The organism is Streptomyces sp. NPDC012794, assembly GCF_042901085.1.
Classification (GTDB): domain Bacteria; phylum Actinomycetota; class Actinomycetes; order Streptomycetales; family Streptomycetaceae; genus Streptomyces.
The window spans coordinates 186,866-200,999 of record NZ_JBIBCI010000011.1 but is presented as its reverse complement, the minus strand read 5'-3'; the positions used below and the strand labels follow the sequence as shown (position 1 = coordinate 200,999).

The window sequence follows — 14,134 nt, the reverse complement described above, 5'->3', positions numbered from 1 at the left end:
GCGGGGGGCGCGGCCCGGCGGGCCGCTCAGTCCTGGGCGCGGGCGGTGACCGGCGCGTCGGTCCGGTCACCGAGGAACTCGTACCAGCGGCGCTGCAGGCACAGGTAGCGGGTGTCGGCCTCGGCGAGGTCCAGGAAGGAGTCGACCGTCGAGGTCAGGCGCTCGGCCAGCCCCCGGTCGGTGAGCGCGCCGTCCTCGGTGAACTCCTGATGGGCCATCGCCAGGCTGAACATGTCGGGGTAGACCCGCGCCCCGAGGTGTTCCAGGGGGATGCGCAGCGCCCACAGGCCGCGGTTGCCGCCGACCATCGAGGGCGAGGCCGACACCAGCAGGACCTGCTTGTCCTTGAAGGGCTGCGGCCGGACGCGGGAGACCCAGTCGACGGCGTTCTTGACCACGCCCGGGACGGAGGCGTTGTACTCGGGCGAGGCGATGACCAGGGCCTGGGCCGCCTCGATCCGCTCGCGCAGGGCCAGTGCCCCCGGCGGCACCCCCTCGTCGGCCTCGAGGTCGCCGTCGTACAGCGGCATCGGGAAGTCCCCGATCATGGCGGGCTCGGCGGTGGCTCCCGCCCGTACCACCAGGCTCGCGACGAGGGCCGCCAGCCGGGCGTTGACCGAGCCGGTCCGGGAGGAGCCCGCGAGCACGAGCACGTGCAGCGAGGCCCTTCCGGTGAGGTCCCCGTCCTGGGGCCGGGCCGGGTCGGGCGGGAAGCGGTCCTGGTCGGTCGAGTTCACGGCTGTCTCCCTTGCCGGTAGGCGCCTTGCGGTGACGGCGGCGGCGGTGCCCGCAGCGGACTGTACGGCGCTCCCGGGCGGCGGCGGGCCGGGCACACCGTGCGCCGGCGGCGCGGCCCGCGGCAATCACCCGGGTGCCCGCCACGGCCGCGCGGCTCCCGGCCGGCCGGTCGCGCATAGTCGTGGCAGCGCCGCGCGGGGCGGCGCCGTGTCCGAGGGAGTGACGTGGTGGATGTGGGACGACGCGCCGCGATGGCGGCGCTGCTGGCGGCGGGGCTCGTTGCGGGCCCCAGCGCTCTGGCGGCCTCCGGTCCCCCGGTACGGAGGGCCGCCGCGGCGGCGGGTCCCCGGCCGCCGGCCTCGCTGCTGGGGCGGGAGATCCGCCGGCTGCCGACGTCCGGCAGGGTGATGGCGCTCACCTTCAACGCGGCGTGGGACGAGAGCGGGCTCGACGCGGTCCTGGCCGAACTGCGGCGCCGGGGGGCGGCCGCCACCTTCTTCCCCACGGGCCTGTTCGCGGAGGCCCGTCCCGCCGCGGTGCGCGCGATGGCCGCCGCGGGGCACGGGCTGGGCAACCACTCGCACAGCCACCCCTACTTCGACGACCTCGCCACGGCGGAGCGGGAGCGGGAGGTGCGCGCGGCCGACGCGGCGATCCGTACGGCGTCCGGGGCCGAGCCGCTTCCGTTCTTCCGGTTCCCGTACAGCTCCACCACGCAGGAATCCGTCGAGGACGTCAACGGCCTCGGCTACGCGGCGATCGAGTTCACCAACGACACGAACGGCTACCTGGGTACGGCCGGCGGCATGACGGTGGACAAGGCGGTCAGCAGGGCGGTGGGCTCCTTCGCTCCCGGGGCGATCCTCCAGATGCACGTCGGCAGCGCCACGGGCGACGGGGTCGTCCTCGACGCACAGGCCCTGCCCCGGATCATCGAAGCGGCCCTGGAGGAGGGCTACGGGATCGTCGACCTGCGGGAGTTCCTCACCGGGTCCTAGGAACGCGGAACCGCCCGTTCCCGCGGCCCGGGGGCCGCGGGAACGGGCGGTCGGGGTGTGGGCACCCGTCCGGTCAGGACGGTGTTACCACCAGATGACGACGTAACCGGATCCGCCGGGCTGACCCGGGACGCCGGCCCCACCGGGGGCGAGGCCTCCCGCCCCGCCGTCGCCGCCCTCGGCACCGCGCGGGGGCAGGGCGACGATGCCGTCGACGGGGAGACCGCCCTGGCCGACCGTCAGGCCCGTGCCGCCGGGCGTGCCGGGGGCGCCCGTCCGGTTCACGCCGCCCGTGGAGCACGAGCCGTTGCCGCCCGCACCGCCGGCGCCACCAGCGCCCGGGGTGGTCGTACCGCCGGCACCGCCGCCACCGCCCGCGCCGCCGGAGGCGGTGGCGAGCGTGGTGTTGGTCGTCGTCGCGACGACGGTGGAGTTGCCGCCCGCGCCACCGGCGCCGCCGGCCCCGCCCGTCGCTCCGCCGCCGGCGCCACCGGTGCCGCCGGTTCCGGCGTCACCGACGTCCACGCCGTAGTCGGCCAGCGGGGTCACGTTGAGGGTGCACCAGGTGAAGCCGCCGGCGCCGCCACCGCCGCCCGCGCCACCCGCGCTGGTGGTGGAGGCGCCACCGCCACCGCCGCCGCCACCGCCGGCACCCCAGGCCTGGACGAAGACCGTCCTGACGCCCGCCGGGACGGTGAAGGTGTTGTCGGTGGTGAACTGGCGCAGTCCGTGCGGGAACTGGGACGGCTTCTTCTTGTGGGCGTCCTTGTCGGGGTTGCGCTGCTTGTCCTGGGCCGTGGGGGCGTTGTCGCCCGGCTTCGGACCGTGCGCGGAGGCGGCGGGGGCGAGTGCCACCAGCTGGCCGGTCAGGGCCGCGGTCGCGGCGATGGAGGCGAGGAGCACCCGGGAACGCGTCCGGGGCCGTCGGGTCACCTTGTGAGCGTTGAGGTTCATGACTTCCTTCCCCGCCGACGCCGAGAGCGCCGCGGGAGTGCGAGAGAACGGTCGCGTGGGCCCCCATGGCCTGTTGGCGGGCCCGGGCGCCTCTCCACGCGCTGCACATATCACCCCTCTCCCACGGCCCGGACCACCCCGACAGGCCGGGGGTGTGGGCCGGGCAGGTGAGCGGTTCGTCAACCCGGACCAACCCCGCGGCCGTCCGGCGGGGACGCCGGTAGGGAGCCGAATCGATTCACCACCCGTACGCCGGGCAGTGGCCGGGGCACGCCCGGACGCCCGGCGCGGGGCTCCGTGCGCCCGCGCCCCGCCGGACGGCCGGAACGCCGGGGTCCGGCTGCGGGCCCGGGGGGACCATGGGGCAGGATGACCGTGCGTTCGGAATGCGTACATCCGCTCCAACAGCGCCGCGCACGACACGATCTGACAGGTGACAAGGTGACGACACAGCACATAAGGCGGCCCGCGGCCCCCCGCTCCTTCGCCCCCCTCGGCGCGGAGGCGGGCCGGTGACCCGGGACCTCGTCCTGCACGACTGGATGGTGGCCGGCATCGCGCTGGCCTCCGGCGGCGTGGCCGGTCTGCTGCTGCGCGCGCTGATGAAGTGGCTGGCCAAGCACGCGAGCCGGACCCGCTGGAGCGGGGACGACGTCATCGTCGACGCGCTGCGGACGATCGTCCCCTGGGCCGCGGTCCTCGCCGGGGCCGCGGTGGCCACGTCGGCGCTGCCGTTCACCGCGCGGGGCTCGGCTCTGGTCAGCCAGACGCTGACGGCCGTGCTCATCGTCATCGCCACGCTCAGCGCGGCCCGGGTCGTGGCGGGTCTGGTCCAGTCGGTGGCCGCGTCGCGTACGGGCGTGGCGGCGTCCGCGACGATCTTCGTCAACATCACGAGGATCGTGGTGCTGACGATGGGCGTCCTCGTGGCGCTGGAGACCCTCGGGGTGTCGATCGCCCCGCTGGTCACCGCTCTCGGAGTGGGCGGTCTCGCGGTCGCCCTGGCCTTGCAGGACACCCTCGCCAACCTCTTCGCCGGGGTGCACATCCTCGCCTCGAAGACCGTCCAGCCGGGCGACTACATCCGGCTCACCAGCGGTGAGGAGGGGTACGTCGTCGACATCAACTGGCGCAACAGCGTGGTGCGCAACCTGTCGAACAACCTGGTGATCATCCCCAACGGCCGCCTCGCGCGGACGAACATGACCAACTTCACCCAGCCCGAGCAGAAGCTGTCGATCCTGGTCCAGGCCGGGGTCGGCTACGACAGCGACCTGGAGCACGTCGAGCGGGTGACCCTCGACGTCGTCGACGGCGTGATGGCCGACATCAGCGGCGGGGTCCCCGACCACGAGGCCGCCGTCCGCTTCCACACCTTCGGGGACTCCAGGATCAACTTCACGGTGATCCTCGGGGTCGGCGAGTTCAGCGACCAGTACCGGATCAAGCACGAGTTCATCAAGCGCCTGCACCAGCGGTACCGGGCGGAGGGCATCTCGATCCCGGCGCCCGCGCACACGGTCTCGCTCCAGCACGACGCCCCGGGGGCGCGGCCGTACCCGCCGGTCCCGCACCAGCGGGACGGGTCGCCCGAGGCCCTGGCGGCCCCCACCGGCCGGGGCCCGGCCCCCGCAGGCCCCCGTCAGCGCCGCGAGCCGGAGCGACGCTGATCACCCGCACGGTACGAGGGGCCGCGCGGCAGCCGCTTCGCCGGAACGGGCGATGCCCCACGGGCCTGGCGGGAGGCGGCGGGCGTGCCGTACCGGGGACGCGCCCGGCCGTGTGAGGCCCTGCGGGCCGTGTCCCGCCGGTATGTTCGGCGTCCTTCCCCCGCGACGAGGAGGCGGCGTGACGGTGCGCGAAGAGATGGCCGTGAACGTGGGACCGGCGGGCATCGAGGTGGCCTACGAGCGCTGGGGGGACGCGCAGGACCCGCCCGTGCTTCTCGTCATGGGCCTCGCCCTCCAGATGCACGGCTGGCCCGACGGGTTCTGCGCGGAACTGACCCGGCGCGGCGTCCAGCCGGTCCGGTTCGACAACCGCGACGTGGGGCTCTCCTCCCACTTCCGGGACGCGCCGGTGCCCGATGTGCCGGCGGCGCTCGCGGGGGACCTGTCGTCCGTGGCGTACTCCCTGTCCGACATGGCGGCCGACGCGGTGGGCCTGCTCGACGCGCTGGGGCTGGACGGCGCCCACGTGGTCGGCATGTCGCTGGGCGGGGCGATCGCCCAGACGATGGCGATCGAACACCCCGGCCGGGTCCGGTCGCTGACGTCCATGATGTCCACGACGGGCGGCCCGGGGGTCGGCCTGCCGGACCCGAGGGCCCTGAGCGCGCTGGCGGGGCCGCCGCCGAGGAGCCGCGAGGAGGTCGTCGAACGGATGGTCCACTCGGTACGGGTGCTGGGTTCACCGGGGTTCGCGTTCGACGAGGACGCGGTGCGCGAGCGGGCCGGCCGGGCCTTCGACCGTTCGTACGACCCGCTCGGCGTCGCCCGCCAGGCCGTGGCCTCGGTGGCGTCGGGCGACCGTACGGCGCGACTGCGTTCGCTGCTGCTGCCCACGCTGGTGATCCACGGGGCCGACGATCCGTTGTGCCACGTCAGCGGCGGCCGGGCCACCGCGGAGGCCGTGCCGGGCGCCGAGCTCGCCGTCTTCGCCGGCATGGGCCACGACCTGCCGCGGGCCCTGTGGCCGGAGATCGCCGCGCTGATCACGGGCCTCGTCCACCGCGCGGAGGCGGCACGCTGAACCACCGGGCGGCCCCGGCACCGCCGCCCGGGCCGGGCGCGGCGCCGGCGGCCGGGCCTCAGGCCGCCAGGTGGTCCGCGAGGGCCGGGTGATCGGTGTGGACGGTCGCGGCCGTCATCCTGGGGATCGCCCGGATCAGGGCGTGCTCGGCGGCGAGCGCCAGTCCGTGCGCCTGGACGACGGTCAGGTGGGGGCCGACCACGATGTCGGCCTCGGCGCGCAGGGCGTGGCCGATCCACCGCATGCGCAGCTGGCCGACGCCGAGGACGCCGGGGACCTCCCGCAGGGCGTGCTCGGCGGTGTCCACGAGGGCGGGGTCGACGCAGTCCATCAGCCGGTGGTAGACCTCGCGGGCGGCGTCCTTCAGGACCAGCAGGATGGCGAGGGTGATCAGCAGGCCGACGACGGGGTCGGCGGCCCGCAGGCCGGCCGCCGCGCCGGCGGCGCCCAGCAGGACGGCCAGCGAGGTGAACCCGTCGGTGCGGGCGTGCAGGCCGTCGGCGACCAGCGCGGCGGACCCGATCCGCCGCCCGGTGCGGATGCGCAGGCGGGCCACCCATTCGTTGCCGGCGAAGCCTGTCAGGGCCGCCGCGCAGACCGCCCACAGGTGGGTCACCTCCCGGGGGTGCAGGAGCCGGTCGACGGCCGCCCAGGCGGCGAGGGCGGCGGACGCGGCGATGACCAGCACGATGAGCACGCCCGCCAGGTCCTCGGCGCGGCCGTAGCCGTAGGTGTAGCGGCGGTTGGGCGCCCGGCGGCCGAGGACGAAGGCGATGCCCAGCGGTACGGACGTCAGCGCGTCGGCGGTGTTGTGGACCGTGTCGCCGAGCAGCGCGACCGACCCGGACAGGACGACGATGACGGCCTGGGCGGCGGCGGTCGCCCCCAGCACCGCGAGGGAGATCCACAGCGTGCGCATGCCGTCGCGGGAGGCCTCCATGGCCGCGTCGACCTTGTCGCCGGCGTCGTGGCGGTGCGGGGTGAGCAGGTGCCGCAGCCGGCGCCGCCCGCCCTGATGGTGCTCGTGGTGATGGTCGTCGTGCCGGTGCGTGGAGGTACTGCGGCCGCTGCCCCGATTGCCGTCCATGGGGCCTACGTTGGCACAGGGAACCCATTGCGGCTACAGCCGTCGTACGTGCCGTGACCAGGTGCGACGAGCTCGCATCTGCACACGCCGTCAACGTGGTCGCGAACGGGCGGTTCGAGTCCACGACCTGGACGGCCACCGTGCTCGGACCGCCGCTCGGCGGGGCCGCGATGGGGTTGTTCGGGCCGGTTCGCCCCCTGGCGGTACGGTCCCGCCTTCGTCGTGCCCTGCCTCGGGGGGCTGCCCGGCTCGCGGCCGACGCCGGGGCTCGTCGCCCGGCACGGGCGGCACCGGGTCATGCGCACCGCCGGTCTCCTGCGGGCGCCGGCCGCCCGGACTGGCCTTCGCCGGGCCCGGTACCGGCGGCCTCGCGCTGGTCATGGCCGTCGAGTCGGGCTGCTCGTCCTGACGACATCGTTCCTGCTCCCCCGGCATGAGCACGCGGGGCATCCGTGACCGGGCGGACGCGGGCGACCGGGGTCAGAAGACGGCCGTGAGGAGCCCGACGAGGAGGCCCGCCGCCAGGCCCAGCACGATCACGGCCACCATCGCGGCCAGCGCCGCGAGTACGAACCCGCCCCCGTCCACCCGTTCGCCGCGGCGGGCGCAGGCGGACAGCCAGGCCGCCAGGGCGAGGAAGGGGACGAGGAGCAGACCGGTCGCGACGCCCAGGTTGCCGATGGCGAAGCCGGACAGTTCGTACGCCTTCCCGCGCGCGGTCCGCACGGGCACCTCGGTGCCCGGCCGGTAGGCGTCGGCGGCCGTCTCCAGCAGGATCTCCTCCTGCGGTCCGTCTCCCCCGCGGCCCGGGGCGTAGCGGCCCTTGCACTGCGTGCCGGCGGCGTAGCCCTCCACGTCGGTGGCCTCGTAGCACTCGGCGACCGTCAGGACTCCGTCCACGGGTCCGAAACCGAGTACGGCGGCCAGTTGCGGGCCGGGCAGGAGCCAGACCAGCCAGGCGGCGACGGCGAGGGTCGCCGCCGCTCCGAACGCGGCCGCGCCCCGGGCCGCCTTGCGTGCACCATCCCGCACTCCGTGCACCCCCTCCCCGGTGGGCCCATACCCCCGGCCGGGGGTACCTCATGCGGGCCGCCCGCAAGTAGCCACCGTCCGCCATCCGCCATACGGGGTGCCGACGCCCGCGCGGGGTCCCGCCCGGCTCCTAGGATGAGGCCCGCTGCGGCCCGGTAGCGCGCCGCAGTACGGGTCCACAGGCAGGGAGTTGCGGGAATGAAGCGGTTGCGGGTACTGGTGGCGGTCGGAGTCCTGGCGCTGGCGTCGGCGGGAGCGGGCACGGCCCAGGCGGACCCGTCGGCCTGGGCCCCCGGCGGCACGGACTGCCCGGCCGCCGAGATCTTCGCCACCGACAACACCGCCGTCATCACGGATCCGGCCGATCCCCGGCTGCGGACGCGGCTGAAGCGCTTCGACCACGAGGTGCGGGAGATCATCCGCTCCCACGGGGCGCGGCCGGGGGCCTCGACCCTGCTGGACGGGGTGTTCTGGTCCGAGAACGAGCAGCAGACCACCTACGAGCGTTCGCGGGAGTTCGACGTCGAAGAGGTCAACGCGGACGGACTGCACCACATCGCCGATGTCATCCGCAAGCAGTACCGGCAGGAGTCGGTGCTGACGTTCCGCTGCCTGCCGCGCACCTCGCCGGAGACGGACGCCGTCGAGATCCAGGCCGAGGGCGTCAGCGCCACCCGGCTGCACGACGCGCTGATGGCCGACCCCGTGGCGCGGGTGCGGCTCGGCGGCGGCTCGGTGGCCCTCGACGGGCGGCTGATCCTCATCGCGCCCATCGCCGACCTGACGCTCGCCCGGAAGTTCACGGCCCGGCTCGGGGTCGACTGGAACTCCGCCGAGGTCCGCTACGGGGACGAGGAGTTCGTCGCGTAGACCGCGCCCCGTCCGGCCGGCGGACCGCCCCGGAGCGGCCCCCGCCGGCGCGCTACGCTGCACGTCCGCGGGGGCCGACGACAGACGGGCAAGGTGCACATGTTCGAGCCGGCGCAGGAGAATCCGTACCCGGACGCCCACGTCCTCGGGGAGGGTCCCGACCCGCATCCGCTGCTGGCTCCGGTGCTCCCCCTGCTCGGGTGCTGGCACGGACGGGGGCGGGGCGAGTACCCGACCCTGGCGCGGGACTTCCGGTACGAGCAGGAGATCACCTTCAGCCACGACGGCCGGCCCTTCCTGCGCTACGAGTCACGCGCGTGGCTGACCGACGCCGCCGGAACCCCCGTGCGGCCGGCGGGGCGCGAGACCGGCTGGTGGCGGGTGACGCCCGACGCGTCCCTGGAGGTGGTGCTCGCCCATCCGACCGGCATCGTCGAGACGTACGCCGGGCGGGTCCGCGGCGGGGCGGCGGCGGAGCTGGAGATCGGGATCGAGACCCGGGACGTGGCGCTGACCCCGCTGGCGAAGGAGGTCACCGGCACCCGCCGCCATTACACCCTCGACGGCGCCGGCCTGACGGTCGTCCACGACATGGCGGCCGTGGGGCAGCCCCTCCAGCACCATCTGACGACCCGGCTGGTCCGCCGGGCGTGACACCGGGACGGCGCCGGCGGTGGCACCGGGGGTGACACCCGGGGTGGCACCAGCACCACCGCGGATACGGGTGGTGGGGAGATCGCCGCGGGCGCGGCGGTCGCGGAGGATCGACACGACCGATCACCGCGACGGGGGAGAGACCACCCTGATGGACCTGTTGAAGAAGACCGCGCGCCGGGCCGCTGCCGCCGCCTGCGGGCTGCTCGCCCTGGCGGCGCTGCCCGTGGTCCCCGCGCACGCCGCGGGCGCGGCCGGGGCGAACCCGGTACCGGGCCGGTACGGCGGCCAGCGCCTCGACTGGCGGCCCTGCGACTCCGGGCCGCTGGAGTGCGCCTCGATGACGGTGCCGCGCGACTGGTACCACCCCGGCAGGGGCCCGGACCTGACCGTGGCGGTGTCCCGGCACCGCTCCACGGACCCCGCCGCCCGGCGTGGCGTCCTGATGATGGCGGCCGGCGGGCCGGGGGCCTCCGGGCTGGGCCGGCCGGCGGGCCTGGCCTCGTACGCGCCGAAGCTGGCGGCCGCGTACGACATCGTGAGCTTCGACCAGCGCGGCGTCGGGGCGAGCACGAACGTGGTCTGCTCCGACCAGGCCACGGTGGACGCCCTCTTCGGCGGCGGCGATCTGCGCGACCGCTCGGAGCGGGCCGTACGCGGCACGGTGGAACGCGCCCGGGGCTTCGTACGCGACTGCCGGCGCGACTCGGGCGGTCTGCTGCCGTACGTCACCACCGACCAGGCCGTGCACGACATGGACCTCTACCGGGCGCTGCTCGGCGAACGGCGGGTCTCGTACTACGGCCCGTCGTACGCCACGTACCTGGGCGCCCGGTACGCGACCCGCTTCCCGGGCCGGGTGGAGCGGGTGGTGCTCGACAGCGTCATCGACCCCGGCGGCAGCTGGCAGGACTTCATGACCGGACAGCCGATGAGCTTCCAGCGCCGCTTCGAGCAGGACTTCCTGCCGTGGCTGGCCGCGAACGACGCCACCTACCACCGGGGCAGGACCCCGGAGGAGACCAAGGCCTCCTACGAGCGGCTGCGCGCCTCGCTGCGCGAGCACCCGGTGGACCTGGAGGGGACCCGGGTCCTGCCCGACCACCTGGACGCGGCGGCGACCGGCATCATCTACAGCGGCAACCGCTTCCCGGACCTGGCGGCGCTCCTCGGCGTCCTGGAAGACCCGGCGGGCGCGCCGGCGGCCACCCGCCGGGCCTTCGCGCAGAAGCTGAAGCACCCCATGCAGGCCGCGTTCGCCGCGGACTTCTTCTCCGTGGTCTGCCAGGACACCCCCTGGAACCGGGACATCGCGTACTGGGTGCGCAGGAGCGAGGCGGACAGCCGCGACCACCCGATGGCCGGGGCGCGGGAACTGGCCTTCGCCTCGGTCTGCGCCGCCTGGCCGCGCTCCCGGGCTCCGCGCGCCGAGGTGACCGGCCGGGGGCTGCCGCCGGTCCTGATGCTCAACTCGAAGCACGACCCGGCGACCCGTTACGAGGGGGCCGTACGGGCCCACGCGCGGCTGGCGGGATCGCGCCTGATCACCGTAGGCGGCGGTGACCACGGCACCTACCAGGCGGGGAACGCCTGTGTGGACGGCTACGTCGAGGGCTTCCTGCTCGGTGGCCGGCTGCCGGAGGCGGACGCCGAATGCGCCGGGAAACCGCTGCCGGATCCGGCCGGGCGGGGCGCTCAGGCGGAGGAGCCGCTGTCCACGACGAGGTCGGTCCCGACCACCGAGCCGGCCGCGGGCGAGGCCAGGTAGAGCACGGCGGCGGCCACTTCCTCGGCCTCCGCGACCCGGCCGAGCGGGTTCTGCGACTTGACCCTCTCGGCGCGGTCGGCCTCGGTCTCGCCGGGCAGCAGCGACATCGGCGCGTCGGCGGCTCCGGGGCTGACCGCGTTGATGCGTATCCCCTCGTGGATGTGGTCGAGGGCGGCGGCGCGGGTGAGGGCGGACACGGCCGCCTTGGAGGTGATGTAGGCGGCGGCGTTCGGGATCCGCTTGTGGGCGCCCAGGTTGGAGGAGATGTTGACGATGGCGCCGCCGCCGTTGCGCCGCATGTGCGCGATCTGGTGCTTCATCGCCAGCCAGACGCCGGTGACGTTGGTGCGCAGGACCGCGTCCCAGTCCTCCTCGCTGACGTCGCCGACCGGCCCGGTGCCGCGGAGTATCCCGGCGTTGTTGACCGCGACGTCCAGTCCGCCGAAGCGGGCGACGCTCTCCCGGACGAGGTCCTCCAGCCGGCCCGAGTTCGTGACGTCGGCGGGGACGGCGGCGGCGGTGCCGCCGGCCGCCTCGATCAGGGTGACCGTCTCGTCGAGGGTGGCCGCGGTGCGGCCCGCGGCGACGACGCGGGCGCCCTCCGCGGCGAAGGCGAGTGCGATGGCGCGGCCGAGGCCGGAGCCCGCCCCCGTCACCAGGACGGTCTTGCCGGTGAAACGGTTCATCTTCGGTGACTCCTCCGAGGGGCGGTCAGCCCCATATTTGAACGAACGGTTCAGAATTCGGGCATGCGGAAACGCGGTTACGGGAAGGGAATCGGAAACGGGGGGCGACGCGGTCAGTCCAGCAGGGCCAGGGCCTGCTCCGCCGCGTCCCGGACGCGGGCGGGGTCGTCCGAGGCCTTGCCGACGACGCGGACGCCCTGGAGCAGGACCAGCAGCATCCTGGCCAGCGCGCGCGGATCGCTGCCCTCGCCCAGCTCCCCCTGCCCCCGGGCCCGCAGGAGCGCCGAGTGCAGCAGGGTCTCGAAGCGGTCCCAGCTCACCTCGACCCGCCGGGCGGCAGCGGCGTCGTGGGGGGCCAGCTCGGCCGCCGTGTTGGTGACGAAACAGCCGCTGCGCCGCTCCCCCGGGGCCGTGGCCTCCGCGGCGAAGCGGCGCACCACGGCCCGCACGGCGGGCAGCGCGGGTCCCGGCGCGGAGAGCTGGGCCAGGAGCAGCGGGTCGTACGTCTCGGCGTAGCGGTCCAGCGCCTTCAGGTAGAGCTCGTGCTTGCTGCCGAAGGTCGCGTAGATGCTGGCCCGTCCGATGCCGAGGTGCTCGACGAGGTCCGCCACCGACGTCGCTTCGTAGCCGCGCCGCCAGAACAGCTCGAGGGCCGACTGGAGGGCGGCCTCCGGATCGAATTCCTTGGTCCTTGCCACGCGGAAGATCATAAAGCTATCTGGAACGACCAGTCAATAACGCGGTGGAGTACGGAGGCAGGGGTCCCCCGGCGCGCCGCGCCGCTCCATCCGTGTTGTCCTCGTAGGGGAGGGCAGGGGGGGCAGGAAGGGTTTCGGAACGTACTCGGAGCACCGAGGAGGAAGCATGGACAGGAACCTGCGGGCCCGCGACATCATGACCCGGGGCGTGCAGTGCATCCGCGAGGACCAGTCCCTGCAGGACGCGGCGCGCATGATGCGCGAGCTGAACGTCGGATGCCTGCCGATCTGCGGGGACGACCAGCGTCTCCAGGGCCTGATCACCGACCGCGACATCGTCGTCAAGTGCTGCGCCGACGGCAAGGACCCGGCGAGCATGCGGGCGGGGGACCTCGCCGGCAACCTGCACTGGATCGACGCCGACAGCAACGCGCAGGAGGCGCTGGACACCATGGAGGTGCACCAGATCAAGCGGCTGCCCGTCATCGACGTGCAGGGCGGCCACCGCCTGGTCGGCATGATCACCGAGGCCAATCTGGCGAAGAACCTCTCCGACGCGGACATCGCGGAGTTCGCGATCCGGGTGTACGCCGCCAACTGAGCGCAGCGATCCGCCCGCCGCCGGCCGTGACCACCGGGCCGCCGGCTCGTTGAAAGGGCGGTCAGCGAAGTGCGCAGAGCGCCGGCCGGGCACTTCCAGCCCGGCCGGCGCCTTGTGTCCTCGGGCCCGGGAACGCGCGGGGGCCGGCCGGCGAAGCCGCCGGCCGCGGTTCCCGTTCCGCCGTCGTCCGGGATCCTGGAGAGAGCCGAGTTGCGCACCCACGGATTCCCGCTGACGCCCCTCAGCGCCGCCCTGACCTGCACTCTGGTCACCCTGGCCGCTGCCGGTGCCGAACCGGCCGGCGCTCCCCCGCCGCCGCGCGGCGTCACGCTCACCTCGGCCGGCGCCCCCGTCCTCGCGGACGCCCGGACCCCCTTCAGCATGCTGGCCGTCACGGCGCCCGCCGGCTGGCCGGGCGGGACCTACCGGGTCCGCGTCCGGGAGCGTGGCTCCGGCCACTGGACGCCGTGGACGGCGGTGGAGGCCGGGGAGCCGTGGTGGGCGGGGCCTTCGGACGCCGTGGAGGTACGCGCGGCCGGCGCCGGTGGGCAGCTGCCGGCCGGGGTGCGCCTGGATCTGGTCGACCCGGGCCCGGATCCGGGGCCGGGGAGGCCCGGGGCGGCCGCCGGGCCGGTGCCGGTGCCGGTCGTTCACGCGGTGGCGGGCCCCGCCGCGTCGCGGCCCCGCGTCGTCCCCCGCTCCCGCTGGGGCGCGGCCGAGGATCCCGGGGAGCCCGTCGTGTACGGCAGGGACGTCAAGGCCGTGTTCGTCCACCACACCGCCCAGAGCAACGACTACGCGTGCTCCGACTCCCCCGCCGTCGTACGCGGTCTGCAGGCCCTCCACCGGAGGGTCAACGGCTGGAAGGACCTCGGCTACAACTACGTGGTCGACAAGTGCGGCACGGTCTTCGAAGGACGGGCCGGCGGCTCCGGGCGGCCGGTCACCGGCGCGCACACCCTCGGCTTCAACCAGGACACCCTGGGCGTCGCGGTGATCGGCCGGTACTCCGGCCTGGAGGCGCCGCCCGCGGCCACGGCGGCCGTCGCGCGGCTCGCGGCCTGGGCACTCGGCCGGTACGGGCACTCCCCCGCGGGCACCGTCGAACTCGGCGCCTCCATCGACAACGGACGCTTCCGGGCCGGCGAGCGGGTGACGGTGGAGCGGATCTCGGGCCACCGCGACGTCTTCGCCACCGACTGCCCCGGAACCGCCCTCCACCGGCAGTTGCCCGCCGTCCGGACGCTGGCCTCGGACCCTTTCAACGGCGTGCTCGCCGGCCGCTGACCGCCCAGGC

At 75.0% G+C, this 14,134-nt stretch carries 14 protein-coding genes and 1 pseudogene; 9 read left to right on the top strand and 6 right to left on the bottom strand.

Translation table 11 applies throughout. The features are described 5' to 3' along the window. Window positions 1-26: 26 nt before the first annotated feature. Complete coding sequence (locus ACFY7H_RS21895) at window positions 27-659, bottom strand: NADPH-dependent FMN reductase (protein ID WP_388940386.1); 633 nt, start codon at window positions 657-659, stop codon at window positions 27-29. 306 nt (window positions 660-965) lie between these two features. On the opposite strand from ACFY7H_RS21895, the gene ACFY7H_RS21890 reads away from it, so the two are divergent. Next, complete coding sequence (locus ACFY7H_RS21890) at window positions 966-1,736, top strand: polysaccharide deacetylase family protein (RefSeq protein WP_388940325.1); 771 nt, start codon at window positions 966-968, stop codon at window positions 1,734-1,736. 84 nt (window positions 1,737-1,820) lie between these two features. On the opposite strand, the gene ACFY7H_RS21885 is transcribed toward ACFY7H_RS21890, so the two are convergent. Further along, on the bottom strand, window positions 1,821-2,690 hold the full coding sequence (locus ACFY7H_RS21885) for a hypothetical protein (protein ID WP_388940324.1): 870 nt from the start codon (window positions 2,688-2,690) through the stop codon (window positions 1,821-1,823). 512 nt (window positions 2,691-3,202) lie between these two features. Between ACFY7H_RS21885 and ACFY7H_RS21880 the strand changes: the two genes are divergently transcribed. Further along, the gene (locus ACFY7H_RS21880) at window positions 3,203-4,360 is read left to right on the top strand and encodes a mechanosensitive ion channel family protein (protein ID WP_388940322.1); all 1,158 of its coding nucleotides are present in this window, start codon (window positions 3,203-3,205) and stop codon (window positions 4,358-4,360) included. A 196-nt stretch (window positions 4,361-4,556) separates the two neighbouring features. After that, window positions 4,557-5,441, top strand: a complete 885-nt coding sequence (locus tag ACFY7H_RS21875) for an alpha/beta fold hydrolase (RefSeq protein ID WP_388940384.1) — start codon at window positions 4,557-4,559, stop codon at window positions 5,439-5,441. Window positions 5,442-5,499: 58 nt separating this feature from the next. Here the strand turns inward: ACFY7H_RS21875 and ACFY7H_RS21870 are convergent, their stop codons facing one another. Continuing rightward, window positions 5,500-6,528, bottom strand: coding sequence for a cation diffusion facilitator family transporter (locus ACFY7H_RS21870; RefSeq protein WP_388940321.1), 1,029 nt, complete (start codon window positions 6,526-6,528; stop codon window positions 5,500-5,502). Between the two features lie 95 nt (window positions 6,529-6,623). On the opposite strand from ACFY7H_RS21870, the pseudogene ACFY7H_RS21865 reads away from it, so the two are divergent. After that, window positions 6,624-6,925, top strand: a pseudogene (locus ACFY7H_RS21865) (MFS transporter); the annotation flags it as partial. A gap of 83 nt (window positions 6,926-7,008) precedes the next feature. Here ACFY7H_RS21865 and ACFY7H_RS21860 read toward each other — a convergent pair. Beyond that, entirely contained in the window at window positions 7,009-7,560 is a 552-nt protein-coding gene (locus ACFY7H_RS21860; protein WP_388940320.1) for a hypothetical protein, read from the bottom strand. Between the two features lie 198 nt (window positions 7,561-7,758). Between ACFY7H_RS21860 and ACFY7H_RS21855 the strand changes: the two genes are divergently transcribed. The 3 genes from ACFY7H_RS21855 to ACFY7H_RS21845 all read left to right on the top strand — a co-directional run bounded on the left by ACFY7H_RS21855 (window position 7,759) and on the right by ACFY7H_RS21845 (window position 10,852). Then, the gene (locus ACFY7H_RS21855) at window positions 7,759-8,430 is read left to right on the top strand and encodes a hypothetical protein (protein WP_388940318.1); all 672 of its coding nucleotides are present in this window, start codon (window positions 7,759-7,761) and stop codon (window positions 8,428-8,430) included. Between the two features lie 99 nt (window positions 8,431-8,529). Beyond that, entirely contained in the window at window positions 8,530-9,084 is a 555-nt protein-coding gene (locus ACFY7H_RS21850; protein ID WP_388940316.1) for an FABP family protein, read from the top strand. 151 nt (window positions 9,085-9,235) lie between these two features. Further along, window positions 9,236-10,852 (top strand): alpha/beta hydrolase, encoded by a 1,617-nt coding sequence (locus tag ACFY7H_RS21845; protein ID WP_388940314.1) that lies wholly within the window; start codon window positions 9,236-9,238, stop codon window positions 10,850-10,852. On the opposite strand, the gene ACFY7H_RS21840 is transcribed toward ACFY7H_RS21845, so the two are convergent. Both ACFY7H_RS21840 and ACFY7H_RS21835 read right to left on the bottom strand, forming a co-directional pair. Then, entirely contained in the window at window positions 10,780-11,538 is a 759-nt protein-coding gene (locus ACFY7H_RS21840) for an SDR family NAD(P)-dependent oxidoreductase (RefSeq protein WP_388940312.1), read from the bottom strand. The two genes, ACFY7H_RS21845 and ACFY7H_RS21840, sit on opposite strands and share 73 nt — an antisense overlap. Window positions 11,539-11,651: 113 nt before the next feature. Further along, complete coding sequence (locus ACFY7H_RS21835; RefSeq protein WP_388940309.1) at window positions 11,652-12,236, bottom strand: TetR/AcrR family transcriptional regulator; 585 nt, start codon at window positions 12,234-12,236, stop codon at window positions 11,652-11,654. 166 nt (window positions 12,237-12,402) lie between these two features. On the opposite strand from ACFY7H_RS21835, the gene ACFY7H_RS21830 reads away from it, so the two are divergent. Both ACFY7H_RS21830 and ACFY7H_RS21825 read left to right on the top strand, forming a co-directional pair. Beyond that, entirely contained in the window at window positions 12,403-12,837 is a 435-nt protein-coding gene (locus ACFY7H_RS21830; protein WP_388940307.1) for a CBS domain-containing protein, read from the top strand. A 210-nt stretch (window positions 12,838-13,047) separates the two neighbouring features. Next, on the top strand, window positions 13,048-14,124 hold the full coding sequence (locus ACFY7H_RS21825; protein ID WP_388940305.1) for an N-acetylmuramoyl-L-alanine amidase: 1,077 nt from the start codon (window positions 13,048-13,050) through the stop codon (window positions 14,122-14,124). Window positions 14,125-14,134 lie beyond the last annotated feature (10 nt).